Below are 14,302 nucleotides of genomic sequence, written 5' to 3'. Positions count from 1 at the left end.
CATGAGGCGACCCAATCCCCGCTATTGGTCGACGGTGGCCTCGGGCATCCAGTCGGGCCAGTGGTCGGCCAGGGTCAGCGACCACTCCGGGGGACGCTTCTCCAGGAAGGCCATCACCCCCTCGGTGGCGTCGGGCTGTCCCATCAGGTGCAGGTGGATACGGCGCTCCAGATCGTTGATCGGTCCCTGGTCGGCGGGGGAGGTGGTCCACAACAGCCGCTTGCTGAGGGCCACCGACACCGGCGCGGCGTTGACGGCGATGTCGGTGGCCGCCTCCAGGGCCGCGGGCAGCACCTCGTCGGCGGGCAGGGCGGCGGTGGCCAGGCCCATTTCGGCGGCCTCGGCTCCGGTGTACATCTTGCCGGTGAGCAGGATCTCCAGGGCCTTGGCGTGGCCCACCGTCCGGGGCAGGGTCCAGTGGGAGCGCAGGTCGGGCAGCACCCCTCGGCGATTCTGCACGATGCCCCACCGGGCGTCGGTAGCGATGTAGCGGATGTCGCACTGCAGGGCCAGCGTCATGCCGAGGCCCACGGCGTGGCCGTTGACCGCGGCGATCACCGGCTTGCGCACGTCCCACGGGTGGAAGGCCAGCGGGTCGGAGCGGAACCCGTCGCCGGTCGGGGAGCCGAACACCCCCGGCCCCCCGGACAGGTCGGCCCCGGCGCAAAAGGCCCGACCGGCCCCGGTCACCACCACGGCCCGCACGTGGTCGTCGGTGTCGGCCCGGCGCAGGGCGTCGGCCAACTCGGTGCCCATCAGGCTGCTGAAGGCGTTCAGCTTCTCGGGCCGGTTCAGGGTGATGACCGCCACCCGGTTGTCCACCGCGTAGGTGATGTCTCCGTAGCCGTCGGGCGCCTCGCCGGAGGGTTGGCCGCTCACGGTCGCTCGTACCGTCGCAAGGCCCGGGGAATGGTGATCACGGCGGCCCCGGCGATGGCCACCGCCACCATGGTGGGAATCCACATCCACGGCGGGGGGCCGTCCAACTCGAAGAAGTCCCGGGCGAACGGCCACGCCATTACCACGGCGTACGACCCGGCCATGGCCAGGGCCAGGCCGATTTTCCAGGGACGGAGGGGCCGGCTGATCACCACCAGGATCACCAGTCCCACCCCCAGCAGGGTGAAGGTGGCCACCGTGCGGGCCTCGGGCAGGGAGACCTCGTCGTGGCGGCGGGCGATCTCGTAGACGGTGAAGGAGGCGAAGGCGGCCAGCATCCCGGCGGGAACCGAGAACCGCAGCACCCGGATCAGAAAGCCGGGGCGGATCAACTCGGTACTGGGGGCCAGGGCCAAGAACAGGCCGGGCACCCCGATGGAGAAGGTGCCCACCAGGGTGAGGTGGCGGGGCAGGAACGGGTACTCCACGGTGAACATGCCCACCAGCAACGTGAGGAGCACGGCGTAGGCCGCCTTGGTCACGAACAGATTGGCCACCCGCTCCACGTTGTTGATCACTTTGCGCCCCTGGGCCAGCACCTCGGGCAAGGTGGCGAACGAGTTGTCGAGCAACACCAACTGGGCCACCGCCCGGGTGGAAGCCGACCCGCTCCCCATGGCGATCCCCATGTCGGCGTTCTTCAGGGCCAGCACGTCGTTGACCCCGTCTCCGGTCATGGCCACGGTGTGACCACGGGACTGCAACGCCCCCACCATGGCTCGCTTCTGTTGGGGGGTGACCCGGCCGAACACCGCGTTGTCGGCCAACACCGTCGCCAACTGATCGGTGTCCTCGGGCAGGTCTCGGGCGTCCACATGGGCCTCGGCGTTGGGGATGCCGGCCCGCTCGGCCACCGCGGCCACCGTTGCGGTGTGGTCGCCGGAGATCACCTTGAGGTTGACGCCCTGCTCCTTGAAAAAGGCCAGGATCTCGGGAGCGTCGGGGCGGATGGTGTCCTCCAACAGAACCAGGGCCCAAGGCGTGCGCTGTCGGGGCAGCGTTTCGTCGGCCAACGGGTCGGGGCTGTGGGCCAACAACAGGGTGCGTCGGCCGGTGGCGGCGTGGACCGCCACCCGGTCCATCACCTCGGCCAGGTCGCCCGCGAGCACGTCGGGGGCCCCGAAGTAGTAGGCGCCCTGCCCGGAGAACTCGATGGCCGACCATTTGCGGGCGCTGGAAAAGGGAACGGCGGCGTGCGGCGTCCAGTCGTGGCCGTCGACGCCCGGAGGGACGTCGTAGGCGTCGCGCACGGCCAACATGGTGGCGTTGGGGGCGGCGTCGGCATGAGCCATGGCGGCCAGGGCGGCCGCGGCCCGGCTCCGATCCACGCCGGGCAGGACCTCGAGGTCACCGAAGCTGATGTGGCCGGTGGTGATGGTGCCGGTCTTGTCCAGGCAGAGCACGTCGGTGCGGGCCAGCAACTCCACCGTGGCCAGCTCTTTGGCCAAGGCCCGGCGGCGGGCCAGGGCGATCACCCCGGCCACGAAGGACAGGCTGGTCAGCAACACCAGACCGTCGGGCACCATGGCCACCGCGGCGGCCACCGTTCCCTGCAGGGCGTTCTGCCAGTGATCCTCGGTGTCGAGCAGCACCAGGATGAGCAGCGCCGAGGCCGGGGGGATGATCACGATGAGCCACCGCAGGATGGTGTCGATGCCCCGACGCAGCTCGCTGTTCACCAGTACGAAACGACGGGCCTCCTCCGACAACGAGCTGGCGTAGGAGTCGGCGCCGATGCGGGTGGCCTGATAGCGACCGCTGCCCGCGGCCACGAAGCTGCCCGACAACAGTTCGTCGCCGGCCGCCTTCTCCACCGGGTCGGCCTCGCCGGTGAGCAGGGACTCGTCGGCCTCCAGGCCGGCGGAGGTACACACCATCCCGTCCACCACCACCTGGTCGCCGGGGGTGAGTTCGATGATCTCGTCGGCCACCACCTCGCTGACCCCCACCTCGGAGATCTCACCGTCGCGCACGACGCGGGCCTTGGGGGCGCTGAGCACGGCCAGTTTCTCCAGTTCCCGTTTGGCCCGGATCTCCTGGGCCACGCCGATGACGGCGTTGGACACCACCACCCCCACGAACAGCCCGTCCCGGGGGAACCCGGCCACCAGGATGGCCGCGAACAGGGTCAGCATGATCCCGTTGACGGGGGAGAACACGTTGGCCTTCAGGATCTGGGGCAGGGTCCGCACCGGGGCATCGGGCACCCGGTTGGTGCGTCCGGCGGCCACCCGCTCGGCCACCTGCTCGCCGGTGAGGCCCCGCGCCACGTCCACGTCGGATGCCGGCTGCCCGGACGACGCCGTCTGTCTGGTCTCACCCACCATCAGGCCCCGAAACTAGCCGGTCGGGTCGGTGCCTCACTGCCGGATGCGGAGGGTGCCCTTGGTCAGGGCGGCCCTCGGGGACGACGGTGGTCACGTCATTGCCAGATGCGCAGGGAGCCCTCGACGGTGGCGGCGGCCAGCGACAGGGTGCCGTCGGGACGGGTGAGCACGGCGATGTTGGTGGCCAGCGTGCCGCCCAGGGGCCGGGTCCACATCTCTGCCGCCCCTTCCGGGCCGTGACGCACACCGGCGATGCTCTGGCGGTCTCGGGTGGGGACGATCACCTCCAAGTGGTTGTCCCGGTCCACATCGGCGACCACGGCCTGCTCCAGGTTGCGGGTGCCGAAGGCGTGCGACCGGTAGCCGTCGGCGGCCGCGGCCACATGCAGCGTGTCCCCCTGCAGGCTCAGGAATCGCAGCGAACCCTGCGTGTCGGGGTAGACGACCTCGGCGATTTCCGTCTGGCCGTTCGGTCCCAGCGGTCCCACCGCCACCAATTGCCGCCAGCCCAACCGTCGCTCCACCGGGTCGCTGATGGCCAGCACCCCCGCGCCGGTGCCGTCGGCCACCACCACCCAGATGTCGCGATCATTGCTGACGGTGAGGACCACGTCGCCGGTGCCGTCACCGTTGACATCGGCCAGCAGGGGGGCGATGGCTTCGATCACGGCGTCGTGGGCCTGATAGATGAACTCCACGTCGTTCACCCCCACGGTCACCAGGGCCACCGCGGTGGCCTCCTGGTTATCGCCCAGCGCCGCATGGGGATGGCGGTCGGTGGGCTCGGCCAGAACGAGCACCTGGTCGACCCCGACCTGCGCCACCCGGGAATCGGCCAGCACCTCCACGTCGGGCCGCCACAGCGTGCCGTCGGCTTCCAGCACGGTGAATCGACCGAGATTGTCCATGTAGGCGGTCCGGTGGCCGGTCAAACGCACAGGCACGCTGTTGGGCGAGGCGTTGGCCGGCGTGGTGGCCAGGCGAACGGCGCTGCCCTGCACGGCCAGCACCGGCGGTTGACCGGGGGCCAGCCGGTCGCCGGGGATCTCGACGGGCTCCGGTTGGCCGCCCATGGGCACCCGGTAGCCCGCCACGGTGCCGTCGGCCAGGGCCACGGCCCACACGTCGCCGTCGGGCGTGCTGGTGCCGGTGATCCACGTGGGCACCTCACCGAGGTTGACGTCTCTAGTGGTGACCTGCTGGATGAACCCGGTGCTCAACCCCACCCCGTCGGCCAGCCGGTTGCCGTCGGGCTGGAAGACGGGGTCGACGTGGGTCACCGGGCCTTGGGCCGCCGGCGTCGGGTCGGCCTCGGTCGGAGCGGCGGTGGACGTGGGCGTGGGGGGAACGTCCGGCTGGTCGTTCGTGCTGGGGTCGGATGCACACGCCACGAGGACCATCAGGGCAGCCATGAGGACGGACATCACGAGGGTGGCCGCCGAAACCAGGGGGGACCGCCGGATTGAGGCCCGGCTCGGGGAGCGAGCGGTCATGTGCGCTCGAAGCGCCACCCGTCCCGGTGGAGGGTGAGGCGATGGCGGGGGCCGGGTGCGCCCGCATCGTGGGTGTCGTAGCCGGCGTCGCCGTGCCACAGCGACACCGGCACCTCGCCGTCCAGGGCGATGTGGGTGGCGTAGTGGGGGATGTCGTCGGCTCGGCTGCGGGCTGCGGCCAACGCGTCGCCCACGGTGGGATGGTCGGCCAATTCCATGAGGGTGATGTAGGTGGGCGGCACCATCTCGATCTCGCCCGCGGCTTGGCGGGTCAAAGTGTGGGCCGGTCGCCACCAGGCGTGCTCTTTGATCTCACCGCCGTCCACGGTGACCGTGCCCTCCGGTGCGGGGGCCAGGAAGAACCAGGTGGCGAACCGACGGTTGAGCGAGGTCGGGGGCACCCAATGGGAGTAGGGCACCAGCGTGTCGATGGCGATGTCCAGGTCGGCTTCCTCGGCGGCCTCTCGCACCGCGGCCGCCCGGCTGGCGGCCAGGGTGTCGTCGGGGCGGTCGGGCGGGTAGTCGCCGGGGTCCACCCGGCCACCGGGGAACACCCACATCCCGCCCACGAAGCTGAGCTTGGAGCTGCGCCGCATCATCAGGGTCTCCAAGCCGTCGTGGCCGTCGCGCAGCACCACCACCGTGGCCGCCGCCACCAGTTCCGGGGCCTCTTCGGCCGGGTCGGCGCGTTCTGCTGGGTTGCGAGGTCTGTCGGTGCCCTCGGCGTCGGTCATCTTGGTCCCTGCCGCATTGGCGTCACCCTACGACACACCACTGGCCGGCCTAATTGCCGGCTGGCGACGAAGCCGAGATTTCAACGCCAGAGGTGACCTCTCCCTGCCCATCGGGCGGGGGTGGGACGGTCCACTAGGGTGTGTCCATGGCTGTCGTGGATCTGGCCCCTCGTCTCCCCCAATTCGACACTCTGGACTTTGATGAGTTCCATGCCGAGGAATTGCCCCGGCGCCTGGCCGCCGGAAACGGCCGTCTGGCCGCGGGGATCGGGGCCGGGGCCTTGGTGAAGCGCTTTGCCTGGAAGCTGGACGACGGCCGCTCGGTGACCTACGAGATCGCCGATGGCGAGGTGCGGATCACCCCCGGCGACGACGCCGAACTGGTGGTCCGGCTCAGCGAGCAGAACTGGTCGAACTACGTGGCCGAGCTGTGGACCTGGGTGGGCCTGCTGTACACCGACGCCGCCGAGATGGTGCGGGGCGATTTCGGTCTGTTCGAGGACTTCGAGCCCGTGCTGTTGGCCATGTACCACGGCCGACCCCTCTACGAGGGGTGGGCCCCCACGGTGGACCTGACCCGCAGCTTCGCCCCCGGTGACGACCCCGAGGAGATGCGCCGCTTCTTCTCCGAGGCGGGGTTCCTGCACATCAAGGGCGTGTTCAGCGCCGAGGAGGTGGACGCCTTTCGCCGTGAGGTGGAACGCCAGCGCAGCGCGGCCACCCCCGACGACCACCGCTCCTGGTGGGCCACCAATGCCGACGGCGAGGAGGTGTGCTGTCGGGTCACCCACATGGACGATCGCAGCGACCTCATGCTGGGCCTGACCGACGACCGTCGCCTGGACGCCATCGGGGCCCTGGCCGGGGACGACTTTGCCGCCTACCCGGAGCGGGGCGACGGCGTGTCGGTGGTGATCAAGCTGCCCGACATCGTGGAGGGCCTGGCCGATCTGCCCTGGCACCGGGACTGCGGTACCGGCGGGCACTCCATCACCTGTCCCACGGTGAACATCGGCATCCAACTCGACGAGTGCAACGAGGCCAACGGCCAACTGCACTACCTGGCGGGCTCCTATCGGTCCAGCAATCGGGCTCGTCAGGTGCGAGACGACTGGCCCACGGTGGCCGTCAGCGCCTCTCCCGGCGACGTGACCGTCCACTACGGCCACACCCTGCACGCCGCCCCGCCCCCCACGGCGGCCCCCGAAACCGGGGGGCGGCGCACGGTGTACGTGAGCTACCACACGCCCATCTGGGCCGAGTTCATCCCGCCCGGCCAGGGCTACAACGACATCCTCTTCAAGGACGGCGGTCGCATCCGCAGCCCCGAGGAGCACCAGGAGCAAAGCGGCTGAGGTCTACCTGACCGAGGAGGAGACAGGGGCTCCCGGCGGTCAGCGGACCAACAGCCGCTCCAGCATCTCGTCCAGCAGGGGCTCCAGCTTCTTGGCGATGGCCTCGTCGTCCTCGCTCAGGTAGTCGTGGGGCACCACCACCCGGGGCACCTCGGGCATGCCCAGCGAGCGGGCCACCGTGTCGGCCGCCTGGCTGAACGGCTCGGTGACCACGGTGACGGTGGGGATGCCCCGCCTCTCCAGATTCACGGCGTCGAGCACACTGCCCGACGTGCAGGAGCCTCATTTGGCCAGGCCGTTCACCACCCCGGCACAGGCCCGATAGGAGGCCAGCAGGTCGTCGCCCGCCGGTCGGCTGAGCACCGGCTTGTGCTGGCGGACCACGGCGTCCACCTCGAGGCGGTGGCGGAACTCCCGCTCCAGCACCTCGGTGTAGCGGGTGAAGTCCGGTCCCGAGGAGGGGTTGAACTCGTTCACCAGAAAGCCGATGGTCACCGGCCCCTGGGTGTGGCCCCGCCGGGGGGCCAGGGCGGCGTGGTCCACCACCACCTCGCCCCGGGGATCGATCAGCTCGCCGGAGATCTCCATACCTCAATCCTGCCAGGAGCGGTCGTCGAGTGCCCGACTCACGGCGTGGCCCCCCAGGTTGCCCCACCCGGCGCACACCGCCATCCAGGGGATGGACTCGGCGCCGGTGACCAACACGTGGATGTCCTCGGGCCGCTCGGTGACCGGCACCAGGAAGTCGGGGTCGTCGCCGTCCACCCAGTGGGGCCACCAGGAGTACGGGGCGACGCCGGGGGCCAGCAGATCGCCGATCCGCCGCCGGGCCCGCTGCCACAGTTCCCGTTGCACCTCGGCTCGGCCGTACCCCTGCTCGGCCAGGTGGCGGGCCTCGTTCGGGGTGAGCACCACCAGGGTTTCCCCCATGGTGTGGGTGTTGTTGCCCCCCTTGACGGCCATGGCGTCGGCCAACTGGTCCAAGCGACGGGAGGGGGAGTCGTCGGTACCCCACAGGGCCACGCTGGTGGGGGATTCACAGGCGAACACCGTGACGCCGCTGTCGGTGTCGATGCCCCGATCCCGGTGCAGGGCAGGCCACGGGCTCACCGGCGATTCGGCCACGCAGTAGGCGTAACGGCCGGGGTGGCCGAACACCTCCTTGACCGGCTCACCGGGGTGGGCCCCACCCACGTTCCACAACAGGAGCTTGACGGCGCGCCCGATGGCTGCGTTGGCGTGGGATCCGCCGCCGCTGAACACCGACTCGGCGTGGGCCATGCCCAGTCGCTCCACCACCGGGCCCGACACGATCACCAGGGGCCAGCACGGGTGGGTGGTGGTCACCACCCCCCGCAGGTTGAACTTTTCCTCCAGCATGGCCTCCACCGCGCCCAGCGCCGTCGGGAAGTGCTCGGGCCGACAGCCGGCCATGGCCGCGTTGGCCGCCACCACCTCCACGGTGGCTGCCCCACCCCTCGGGGGAATCACCCCCAGCAACCGGCCCGGGTCATCCCCCGAGGTCGCCACCAGTGCATCCACCGCCGCCCGAGTCGGCGGATACACCGGCAGCCCGTCGGTCAGCCCCTCGGCGTGGGCCAACGCCACCCACTCCTCAATGGTCGTTGCCGTGGTCAGCGTGCCCATTGGGTCACTCCCAGCCGAACAACCGCTTCGGGTTGGTCTCGAAGATGGCTCGCTTGGCCTGATCTTCCAGATCGGGCCGCCGGGTCACCTGGGTCACGCTCGCCGGGAAGTCGCTGTCCCAGTGGGGGTAGTCGGAGGCCCACACGATCAGGTCGCCGCCGATCTGGTCGATCACCTGGGGGAGCCCCGCCTCACCCTCGGTGGACACGAACAACCGTCCCTCGGCCACGTAGTCGCCGGGCGATTTGGAGACGGCCGGGAACTCGTGGCCCCGGTACTCGTAGTGCTCGTCCAAGCGCTCGAGCGTGTGGGGCAGCCAGCCCACGCCCCCCTCCAACAGCACCACCCGCAGCTTCCGGAACCGCTCGAACACCCCGCCGCACAGCAACGTGGTGGCGGCGAACATCAGGTTGAACGGGAACTCGATCACGTGGAGCTGGGCGTAGGCGTCGGTGAACCGGTGGTTGGCGAAACGGCAGCCTCCGGCGTGGAACCCCACGGGCACGTCCAATTGTTCGGCCACCTCGTAGAGCGGGTGGTTGTCGGGGTGGTCAGGGTTGCGATCGCCGACGGCACAGGGAACGGTCAGCGACACGAAGTCCAACTCGGTTACGCAGCGCTCCGCTTCCGCCACTGCCACCTCCATCCACTTGAGAGGGAGGGCGGGCGTGCCCCGGAGCCTCCGGGGGTCGGCGGAGCACCAGTCGGCCAACCAGTTGTTGTAGGCCCGGCAGCAGGCCACGGTCAGGTCCCGGTCGGTTCCGGCGTAGAGGCCGAGGGACACGGCCCCGTACAGCACGGCAATGTCGATGCCCTCGGTGTCCATGTCGGCCAGGCGGAGTGCCGGGTCGAGCCCGCCCTCGCGATGGGTGGTGGACTCCCGGATGCCCTCCGGGGCCCAGGCCCCGACCCCGGTGCCCGGCGGAATCACCTTGCCCTCCACCACGTACCGGGTGGTCCCCCGGTCGTCCTCGATCAGTCGGGGTCGCCGGTCGTGGAATCGCCGCGGCAGGTACTGCTCCCACAGTTCGTCGGGCTCGAAGACATGACCGTCCACGTCGATGACCAGATGACCGGACATCGCCCCGACGCTATCGGGTGATCGCCGAGCGGGCATCGGCGGCGACAGCGGGGTGGGGGAGAGGACTGATCCCGCCGCTGGAGGCCGCCCGCCGGTGGGGTGGTGCGGCACACCACTAGGGTGGGGGAATGGTCAAGCTCGGCATCCTGCCCCCCATGCACGAGTCGGTGATCACCGATGGGCGCTGGGTGGCGGAGTTCGCCCGGGCGATGGATGCCGACGGGGTGGAGTCCATCTGGACGGTCGAGCACGTGGTGGTGGCCAAGAACTACGAGCCGCGCTATTCCTACTCGGAGTCGGGCCGGATGCCCAGCGCCCCTGGGGTGGTGATGCCCGACCCGTTGGAGATGCTGGCCTTCATGGCTTCGGCCACCGAGCGGGTGAAGCTGGCCACCGGCGTGATCGTGTTGCCGCTGCACCCCGCGGCGGTGATGGCCAAGCGAGTGGCCACGCTGGACGCCCTCAGCGGCGGCCGGGTCATCCTCGGGGTGGGCAGCGGCTGGCAGATCGAGGAGTACGCCGCCTGCGGTGTGCCCTACGAGGGGCGGGGCGAGCGGCTCGACCAGTGCATCGGCGCCCTGCGGGAACTGTGGGCCCCGGGCCATCGCACCTACACCAGCGATGCGGTGAGCTTCACCGAGTGCGAGAGCCTGCCCGATCCGGCCCAGCCCGGTGGGCCGCCCATCGTCATCGGCGGGAGCACCCCGAGGGCGGCCCGGCGGGCCGGTCGTTTGGGTGACGGGTTCTACCCCTATGTGATCTCCCCGGAGGACTACGCCGACCGAGTGGCCACCATTCGGGCCACGGCGGTCGAGCACGGTCGGGATCCCGACGCCGTCGAGTTGACCGTGTGGCCCGGCAGCTACCGGCACGGAGGCTCGTTCGACCTCGCACTGATCGAGGAGTACGCCCAGTCGGGCGTGGACCGCTTGATCGTGTCGGCCGCCGAGTCGGGCGGGGCCGACATCGACGGCATCCGTCGCTTCGTCGGTCGTTACCAGGCCGACGTGTTGGACAAGATCGGAGGCTGACCCCCCTGAGCGTCTTCGGGGTGGTCAGCACGACAGAACAAGGAGGCCGAAGATGGCGCTGACAACCCAAGTGGGCGACGTGAAGGTCACGCTGGTGCGCGAGACCCTGCAGGGCGTGTCCGCCGACGGGCTCTACGTGGACCCCGAGCCCGCGGTATTCGACGCCAACCGCGATTGGTTGTGTCCCGAATTCATGGACGAGTCGGGTGAGTTGCCGCTGTCCATCCACGCGCTGGTGCTGGAGTCCCAGGGCCAGATCATCATGGTGGACACCTGCATCGGCAATCGGCCCATCGACATGATCCCCCAGATGAGCAACCTGGGTTCCGGCTTCCTCGACGAGCTGGCCGCGGCCGGCTACGAACCGGAGGACATCGACGTGGTGTTGTGTACCCACCTGCACTTCGACCACGTGGGGTGGAACACCGTGCTGGTCGACGGGCAATGGGTGCCCACCTTTCCCAACGCCAGGTACCTGTTCAACCGCACCGAGTACGAGTACTGGGATTCCGGTGCCGAAGGGGCGGCCATCACCTTCGGCGACGCGGTGCGACCGGTCCTGGAGGCCGGACTGGCCGATCTGGTGGACAGCGACCACGCCGTGACCGACGAGATCCGACTGGAACCCACCCCCGGCCACACCCCCGGCCACGTCAGCGTGGGCATCTCCTCGTCCGGCCAGCAGGCGGTCATCACCGGGGATCTGGTCCATCACCCGGTGCAGTTCGTGGCCCCCGAGTGGGTGATGACCGCCGACGACGACCCGGACCGGGCGTCAGCCACCCGGGTGGCGTTCCGTGAGCGCTACGGCGACTCCGGCATCCTCATCTTCGGCACCCACTTCGCCGGGCCGAGCTGCGGCCACCTCTCCCACACCGACGGCCGCTGGACCTTCACCGCCCACCACTGACCACCCCACTCGCAACCCGTCTACTGGTCGTCGTCCGGTGGTGAGGCGGCGGGGGGGAGTTGGCGGTCGAGGGCGCCGGCGACGGCGGCTCCGGCGGTGATGCTGCAGGCCGCGGCCCACAACCAGCTCAATGCGGCCAGGGTTCCGGCGGTGGCCACGGTGACCGCGGTGCCCCCGACGGTCCAGTTCACCGCCACCGCGGCGACGGCCGACACCGCCGAGAACCACACCGCGGACACCAGCCCTCCGACCACATGGTGCCGGCGAGGTCGATTGGGGCAGGCCATCTTCTGGACCAGGACGAAGACGGCCACCGCCGACAGGAAACCGACCATCGGGCCGAGCCGAGGGTCGACCCAGACGGCCACCACCGCCGGAACGGCCACCAGGGGAACCGCCCCGGCCAGCAGTCCCAAGCCGGTGATCCGCTCCAGCCACCACGAGCGGCGCGGCGCTCCCCGCACCCGTCGCACGGCCCGGCAGGCGGTGGCCGCCGCTCGCATCGAACCCCAGAGGGCGACCGCGGCGGCAATGGAGGTGGCCGCGGGCGGTGCCGAGACCACCGCGGCGAACTCCTCTCCGATGGTCGGGTCCACGTCACCCAGTGCGGTCTGCCCGGCGTCGGCCAGCCACTCGTTGAACCGGTCGGCGATGCGGTCGGACACCGCCCGAATTGTGGAGGCGATGGCGGCCGCGGCCACCGCAGCGGGAAACAGGGACACCGCCGACCAGAAGGCGATCTCGGCGGCCCCGGTCCCGCCTTCCCCCGATCGCCAGCACGACACCGACTGGGAGACCAGTCGGCTGCTTCCGGACAGCCCTCGTCCCACTGCGGTCGCCCATCTGCCGACGGCCACGATCACGACCCCATGGTCACCACGGCCGCATGGGCCGGTGGCTCACGGGCAAACGCACCGAGAACAGGGCGCGCGTCACGCGGGGTTCATGGTGACGCTTGGGCGGCGGCCAGGCGGGGGATGAGCACGTCGAGCACCTCGGCCCAGTCGCCCACGATGCCGATGTCCACCACGTCCCACAGGGGGGCATCGGGGTCGGTGTTGATGCCCACCACGGTGCCCGCGTTGCGGACCCCGACGGTGTGGTTGAACTTGCCGCTGGTGCCGATGGCCACGTACAGCCGGGGGCTGATGCTGTGGCCGGTGATGCCCACCTGGCGGGCGCGGGGCATCCAGCCGTAGTCGGTCACCTTGCGGGTGGCGCACAGGGCGGCGCCGATGGCGGCCTGGTGCTTCTCCAACGTGGGGTAGTCGGCGGGGTCCACCCCTTGGCCGACGCCGATGACCACCGCGGCATTGACCATCTCGTCACTGTCGTCGTCGCGAAACCGCCCGGTGACTTCCAGTCGGCTGTTACCGGGGGCACTGAGCACCGTACGCCGAGCCGCCGGCCGGTCGGGATCGGGGCGGTACAGGGGGAGCACACCCGGGCGCACGGTGGCCATTTGCACGGCCGACGAGCAGTGGATGTCGGCCACCAGCCAGCCCCCGAAGGCCGGCTTCTGGGCGATCAACCGGCCGTCGTCGCCCACCTTCAGCCCGACGGCGTCACCGGTGAGCCCCGCCCCCAGAGTGGCCGCCATCCGGGAGGCGATCTCCCGCCCCCAGGCCGTACCGGGGGCCAGCACCGCCCAGGGCTGTAACTCGCCCGCCCACCCCGTGACGGCGGCGGCCAGATCCTCTTCCACCGGAGGCCGCTGCGCTCGGGTGCCGTTGACGTTGATCTGCTCGTCGGCGCCCCAGCGGCCGAGATCATCGTCGGGGTCGTCCAGGCCGGGACCGAGAGCGGCCACCCGACCGCCGATGTCGCCGGCGAGCCGGGCGGCGGTCCCCAAGAGTTCTCGGGTGACCCGGATTCGATCGGGTTCCACCAGAACGGCCACCACCGGGCCGCCCTCGTTGGTGGCCGCAGGGCCGGGAACCGTGGGTGGCGCGGACTCGGCACCGGGGTGTAGCGCCCCCCTCTCGGTGAGGATGGCCATGGCCTCATCGACCTGCTGGTGGAGCGATCCCGCCAACATCCGGCGACCCCGTTGGACGTCGACCATCTCCACCGATCCCACCGTGGTGGGGCTGGCCGCCTGCCCCCACGGGCCGGGGCCGAGTTCGGCGGCGCTGACCGTTCGGATGAGCGAAGGGTCCACCGTCGCCCAGGCCTGCGGGTCCTTGATCTTGCAGGGGTCGCACAACCGTTCGGCGCACGACACCACCGCGGGGAGGTCCACCGAGACGTCCACCCACTCGTCGTCGTGCTCCAACCGCAGCGACAAGCGGTCGCCGTGCAGGGACAGGTGGCGGGCCCCGGTGGCAAACGGCAGCCCCAACAATTGGGCGAGCTGCGGGGGCACCTGTCCGGTGTCGGCATCCACCGAGTTGCGTCCCATCATGACCAAATCGAAGGGTCCGAACCGCTCCAAGGCGGCGGCCAAGGCCTTGGCGGTGGCCCAGGTGTCGGAGCCCGCGAACTCCGGGTCGCAAATGTGGACGCCGCCGTCCGCCCCGTAGAGGATGGCCTCCCGGCACACGTTCTCCGCCGAGGGCGGCCCCAGGGTGAACACGGTGATCTCCCCGCCTCCGGCCCGGGCCACCTCCGTGCCCTTGGCCACTGCCCGCCGGCAGTAGTCGTTCATGTGCATGTCGATGCCGTCTCGCACCATGCGGCCGTCGGGTCCGAGCACCATGTCCTCGAAGACGGGGATCTGCTTGGCCAGCACGGCCACTCGCAAGGGGCGGCTCGGGGAGATGTCGTCAACGGGAGGCTCGGCCAT

Annotated in this window: 12 protein-coding genes and 1 pseudogene; 3 read left to right on the top strand and 10 right to left on the bottom strand. The window is 70.5% G+C overall.

Annotated elements, in window-relative coordinates; all coding sequences use genetic code 11:
• Positions 1-21: 21 nt before the first annotated feature.
• The 4 genes from ACOQPQ_RS04205 to ACOQPQ_RS04190 form a co-directional block, all read right to left on the bottom strand.
• On the bottom strand, positions 22-879 hold the full coding sequence (locus ACOQPQ_RS04205) for an enoyl-CoA hydratase-related protein (RefSeq protein ID WP_420638196.1): 858 nt from the start codon (positions 877-879) through the stop codon (positions 22-24).
• Positions 876-3,266, bottom strand: a complete 2,391-nt coding sequence (locus tag ACOQPQ_RS04200; protein ID WP_420638195.1) for an HAD-IC family P-type ATPase — start codon at positions 3,264-3,266, stop codon at positions 876-878. Before ACOQPQ_RS04200 ends, ACOQPQ_RS04205 begins: the two co-directional genes overlap by 4 nt.
• Before the next feature lie 95 nt (positions 3,267-3,361).
• Positions 3,362-4,678, bottom strand: coding sequence for a hypothetical protein (locus ACOQPQ_RS04195; RefSeq protein WP_420638194.1), 1,317 nt, complete (start codon positions 4,676-4,678; stop codon positions 3,362-3,364).
• Positions 4,679-4,755: 77 nt separating this feature from the next.
• The gene (locus tag ACOQPQ_RS04190; RefSeq protein ID WP_420638193.1) at positions 4,756-5,493 is read right to left on the bottom strand and encodes an NUDIX hydrolase; all 738 of its coding nucleotides are present in this window, start codon (positions 5,491-5,493) and stop codon (positions 4,756-4,758) included.
• Between the two features lie 146 nt (positions 5,494-5,639).
• On the opposite strand from ACOQPQ_RS04190, the gene ACOQPQ_RS04185 reads away from it, so the two are divergent.
• Positions 5,640-6,848, top strand: a complete 1,209-nt coding sequence (locus ACOQPQ_RS04185) for a phytanoyl-CoA dioxygenase family protein (protein WP_420638192.1) — start codon at positions 5,640-5,642, stop codon at positions 6,846-6,848.
• Between the two features lie 39 nt (positions 6,849-6,887).
• Here the strand turns inward: ACOQPQ_RS04185 and ACOQPQ_RS04180 are convergent.
• From ACOQPQ_RS04180 to ACOQPQ_RS04165, 4 genes and pseudogenes are all read right to left on the bottom strand, one after another.
• Positions 6,888-7,118 (bottom strand): annotated as a pseudogene (locus ACOQPQ_RS04180) (UGSC family (seleno)protein); the annotation flags it as partial.
• Positions 7,119-7,130: 12 nt separating this feature from the next.
• Positions 7,131-7,436, bottom strand: coding sequence for a hypothetical protein (locus ACOQPQ_RS04175; RefSeq protein ID WP_420638191.1), 306 nt, complete (start codon positions 7,434-7,436; stop codon positions 7,131-7,133).
• A gap of 3 nt (positions 7,437-7,439) precedes the next feature.
• Positions 7,440-8,495, bottom strand: coding sequence for a hypothetical protein (locus ACOQPQ_RS04170; RefSeq protein ID WP_420638190.1), 1,056 nt, complete (start codon positions 8,493-8,495; stop codon positions 7,440-7,442).
• Positions 8,496-8,499: 4 nt separating this feature from the next.
• Positions 8,500-9,576: an amidohydrolase family protein gene (locus ACOQPQ_RS04165; protein ID WP_420638189.1), complete on the bottom strand. Its 1,077-nt coding sequence runs from the start codon at positions 9,574-9,576 to the stop codon at positions 8,500-8,502.
• Positions 9,577-9,704: 128 nt separating this feature from the next.
• Here ACOQPQ_RS04165 and ACOQPQ_RS04160 point away from each other — a divergent pair, with 128 nt between their 5' ends.
• Both ACOQPQ_RS04160 and ACOQPQ_RS04155 read left to right on the top strand, forming a co-directional pair.
• Positions 9,705-10,607 (top strand): LLM class F420-dependent oxidoreductase, encoded by a 903-nt coding sequence (locus tag ACOQPQ_RS04160; RefSeq protein WP_420638188.1) that lies wholly within the window; start codon positions 9,705-9,707, stop codon positions 10,605-10,607.
• Between the two features lie 52 nt (positions 10,608-10,659).
• Positions 10,660-11,517, top strand: coding sequence for an MBL fold metallo-hydrolase (locus tag ACOQPQ_RS04155; RefSeq protein ID WP_420638187.1), 858 nt, complete (start codon positions 10,660-10,662; stop codon positions 11,515-11,517).
• A gap of 20 nt (positions 11,518-11,537) precedes the next feature.
• On the opposite strand, the gene ACOQPQ_RS04150 is transcribed toward ACOQPQ_RS04155, so the two are convergent.
• Positions 11,538-12,374 carry a YhjD/YihY/BrkB family envelope integrity protein gene (locus ACOQPQ_RS04150; protein WP_420638186.1) on the bottom strand — a complete coding sequence of 279 codons (837 nt, stop codon included), beginning with the start codon at positions 12,372-12,374 and terminating at the stop codon, positions 11,538-11,540.
• A gap of 86 nt (positions 12,375-12,460) precedes the next feature.
• Positions 12,461-14,302, bottom strand: a complete 1,842-nt coding sequence (locus ACOQPQ_RS04145; protein WP_420638185.1) for an FAD-binding protein — start codon at positions 14,300-14,302, stop codon at positions 12,461-12,463.

The organism is Candidatus Poriferisocius sp. (assembly GCF_965219775.1).
GTDB lineage: Bacteria > Actinomycetota > Acidimicrobiia > Acidimicrobiales > Bin134 > Poriferisocius.
Note: the sequence above shows the minus strand (reverse complement) of the source record. Positions and strands in the feature narration are given on the sequence as shown.

Excerpts from the sequence above, each read along its gene's own strand:
- ACOQPQ_RS04165 (WP_420638189.1), bottom strand. The coding sequence starts at position 9,576 with ATGTCCGGTCATCTGGTCATCGACGTGGACGGTCATGTCTTCGAGCCC.
- ACOQPQ_RS04175 (WP_420638191.1), bottom strand. The coding sequence starts at position 7,436 with ATGGAGATCTCCGGCGAGCTGATCGATCCCCGGGGCGAGGTGGTGGTG.
- ACOQPQ_RS04190 (WP_420638193.1), bottom strand. The coding sequence starts at position 5,493 with ATGACCGACGCCGAGGGCACCGACAGACCTCGCAACCCAGCAGAACGC.
- ACOQPQ_RS04185 (WP_420638192.1), top strand. The coding sequence starts at position 5,640 with ATGGCTGTCGTGGATCTGGCCCCTCGTCTCCCCCAATTCGACACTCTG.
- ACOQPQ_RS04145 (WP_420638185.1), bottom strand. The coding sequence starts at position 14,302 with ATGGCCGAGCCTCCCGTTGACGACATCTCCCCGAGCCGCCCCTTGCGA.
- ACOQPQ_RS04170 (WP_420638190.1), bottom strand. The coding sequence starts at position 8,495 with ATGGGCACGCTGACCACGGCAACGACCATTGAGGAGTGGGTGGCGTTG.
- ACOQPQ_RS04160 (WP_420638188.1), top strand. The coding sequence starts at position 9,705 with ATGGTCAAGCTCGGCATCCTGCCCCCCATGCACGAGTCGGTGATCACC.
- ACOQPQ_RS04195 (WP_420638194.1), bottom strand. The coding sequence starts at position 4,678 with ATGGCTGCCCTGATGGTCCTCGTGGCGTGTGCATCCGACCCCAGCACG.
- ACOQPQ_RS04155 (WP_420638187.1), top strand. The coding sequence starts at position 10,660 with ATGGCGCTGACAACCCAAGTGGGCGACGTGAAGGTCACGCTGGTGCGC.
- ACOQPQ_RS04200 (WP_420638195.1), bottom strand. The coding sequence starts at position 3,266 with ATGGTGGGTGAGACCAGACAGACGGCGTCGTCCGGGCAGCCGGCATCC.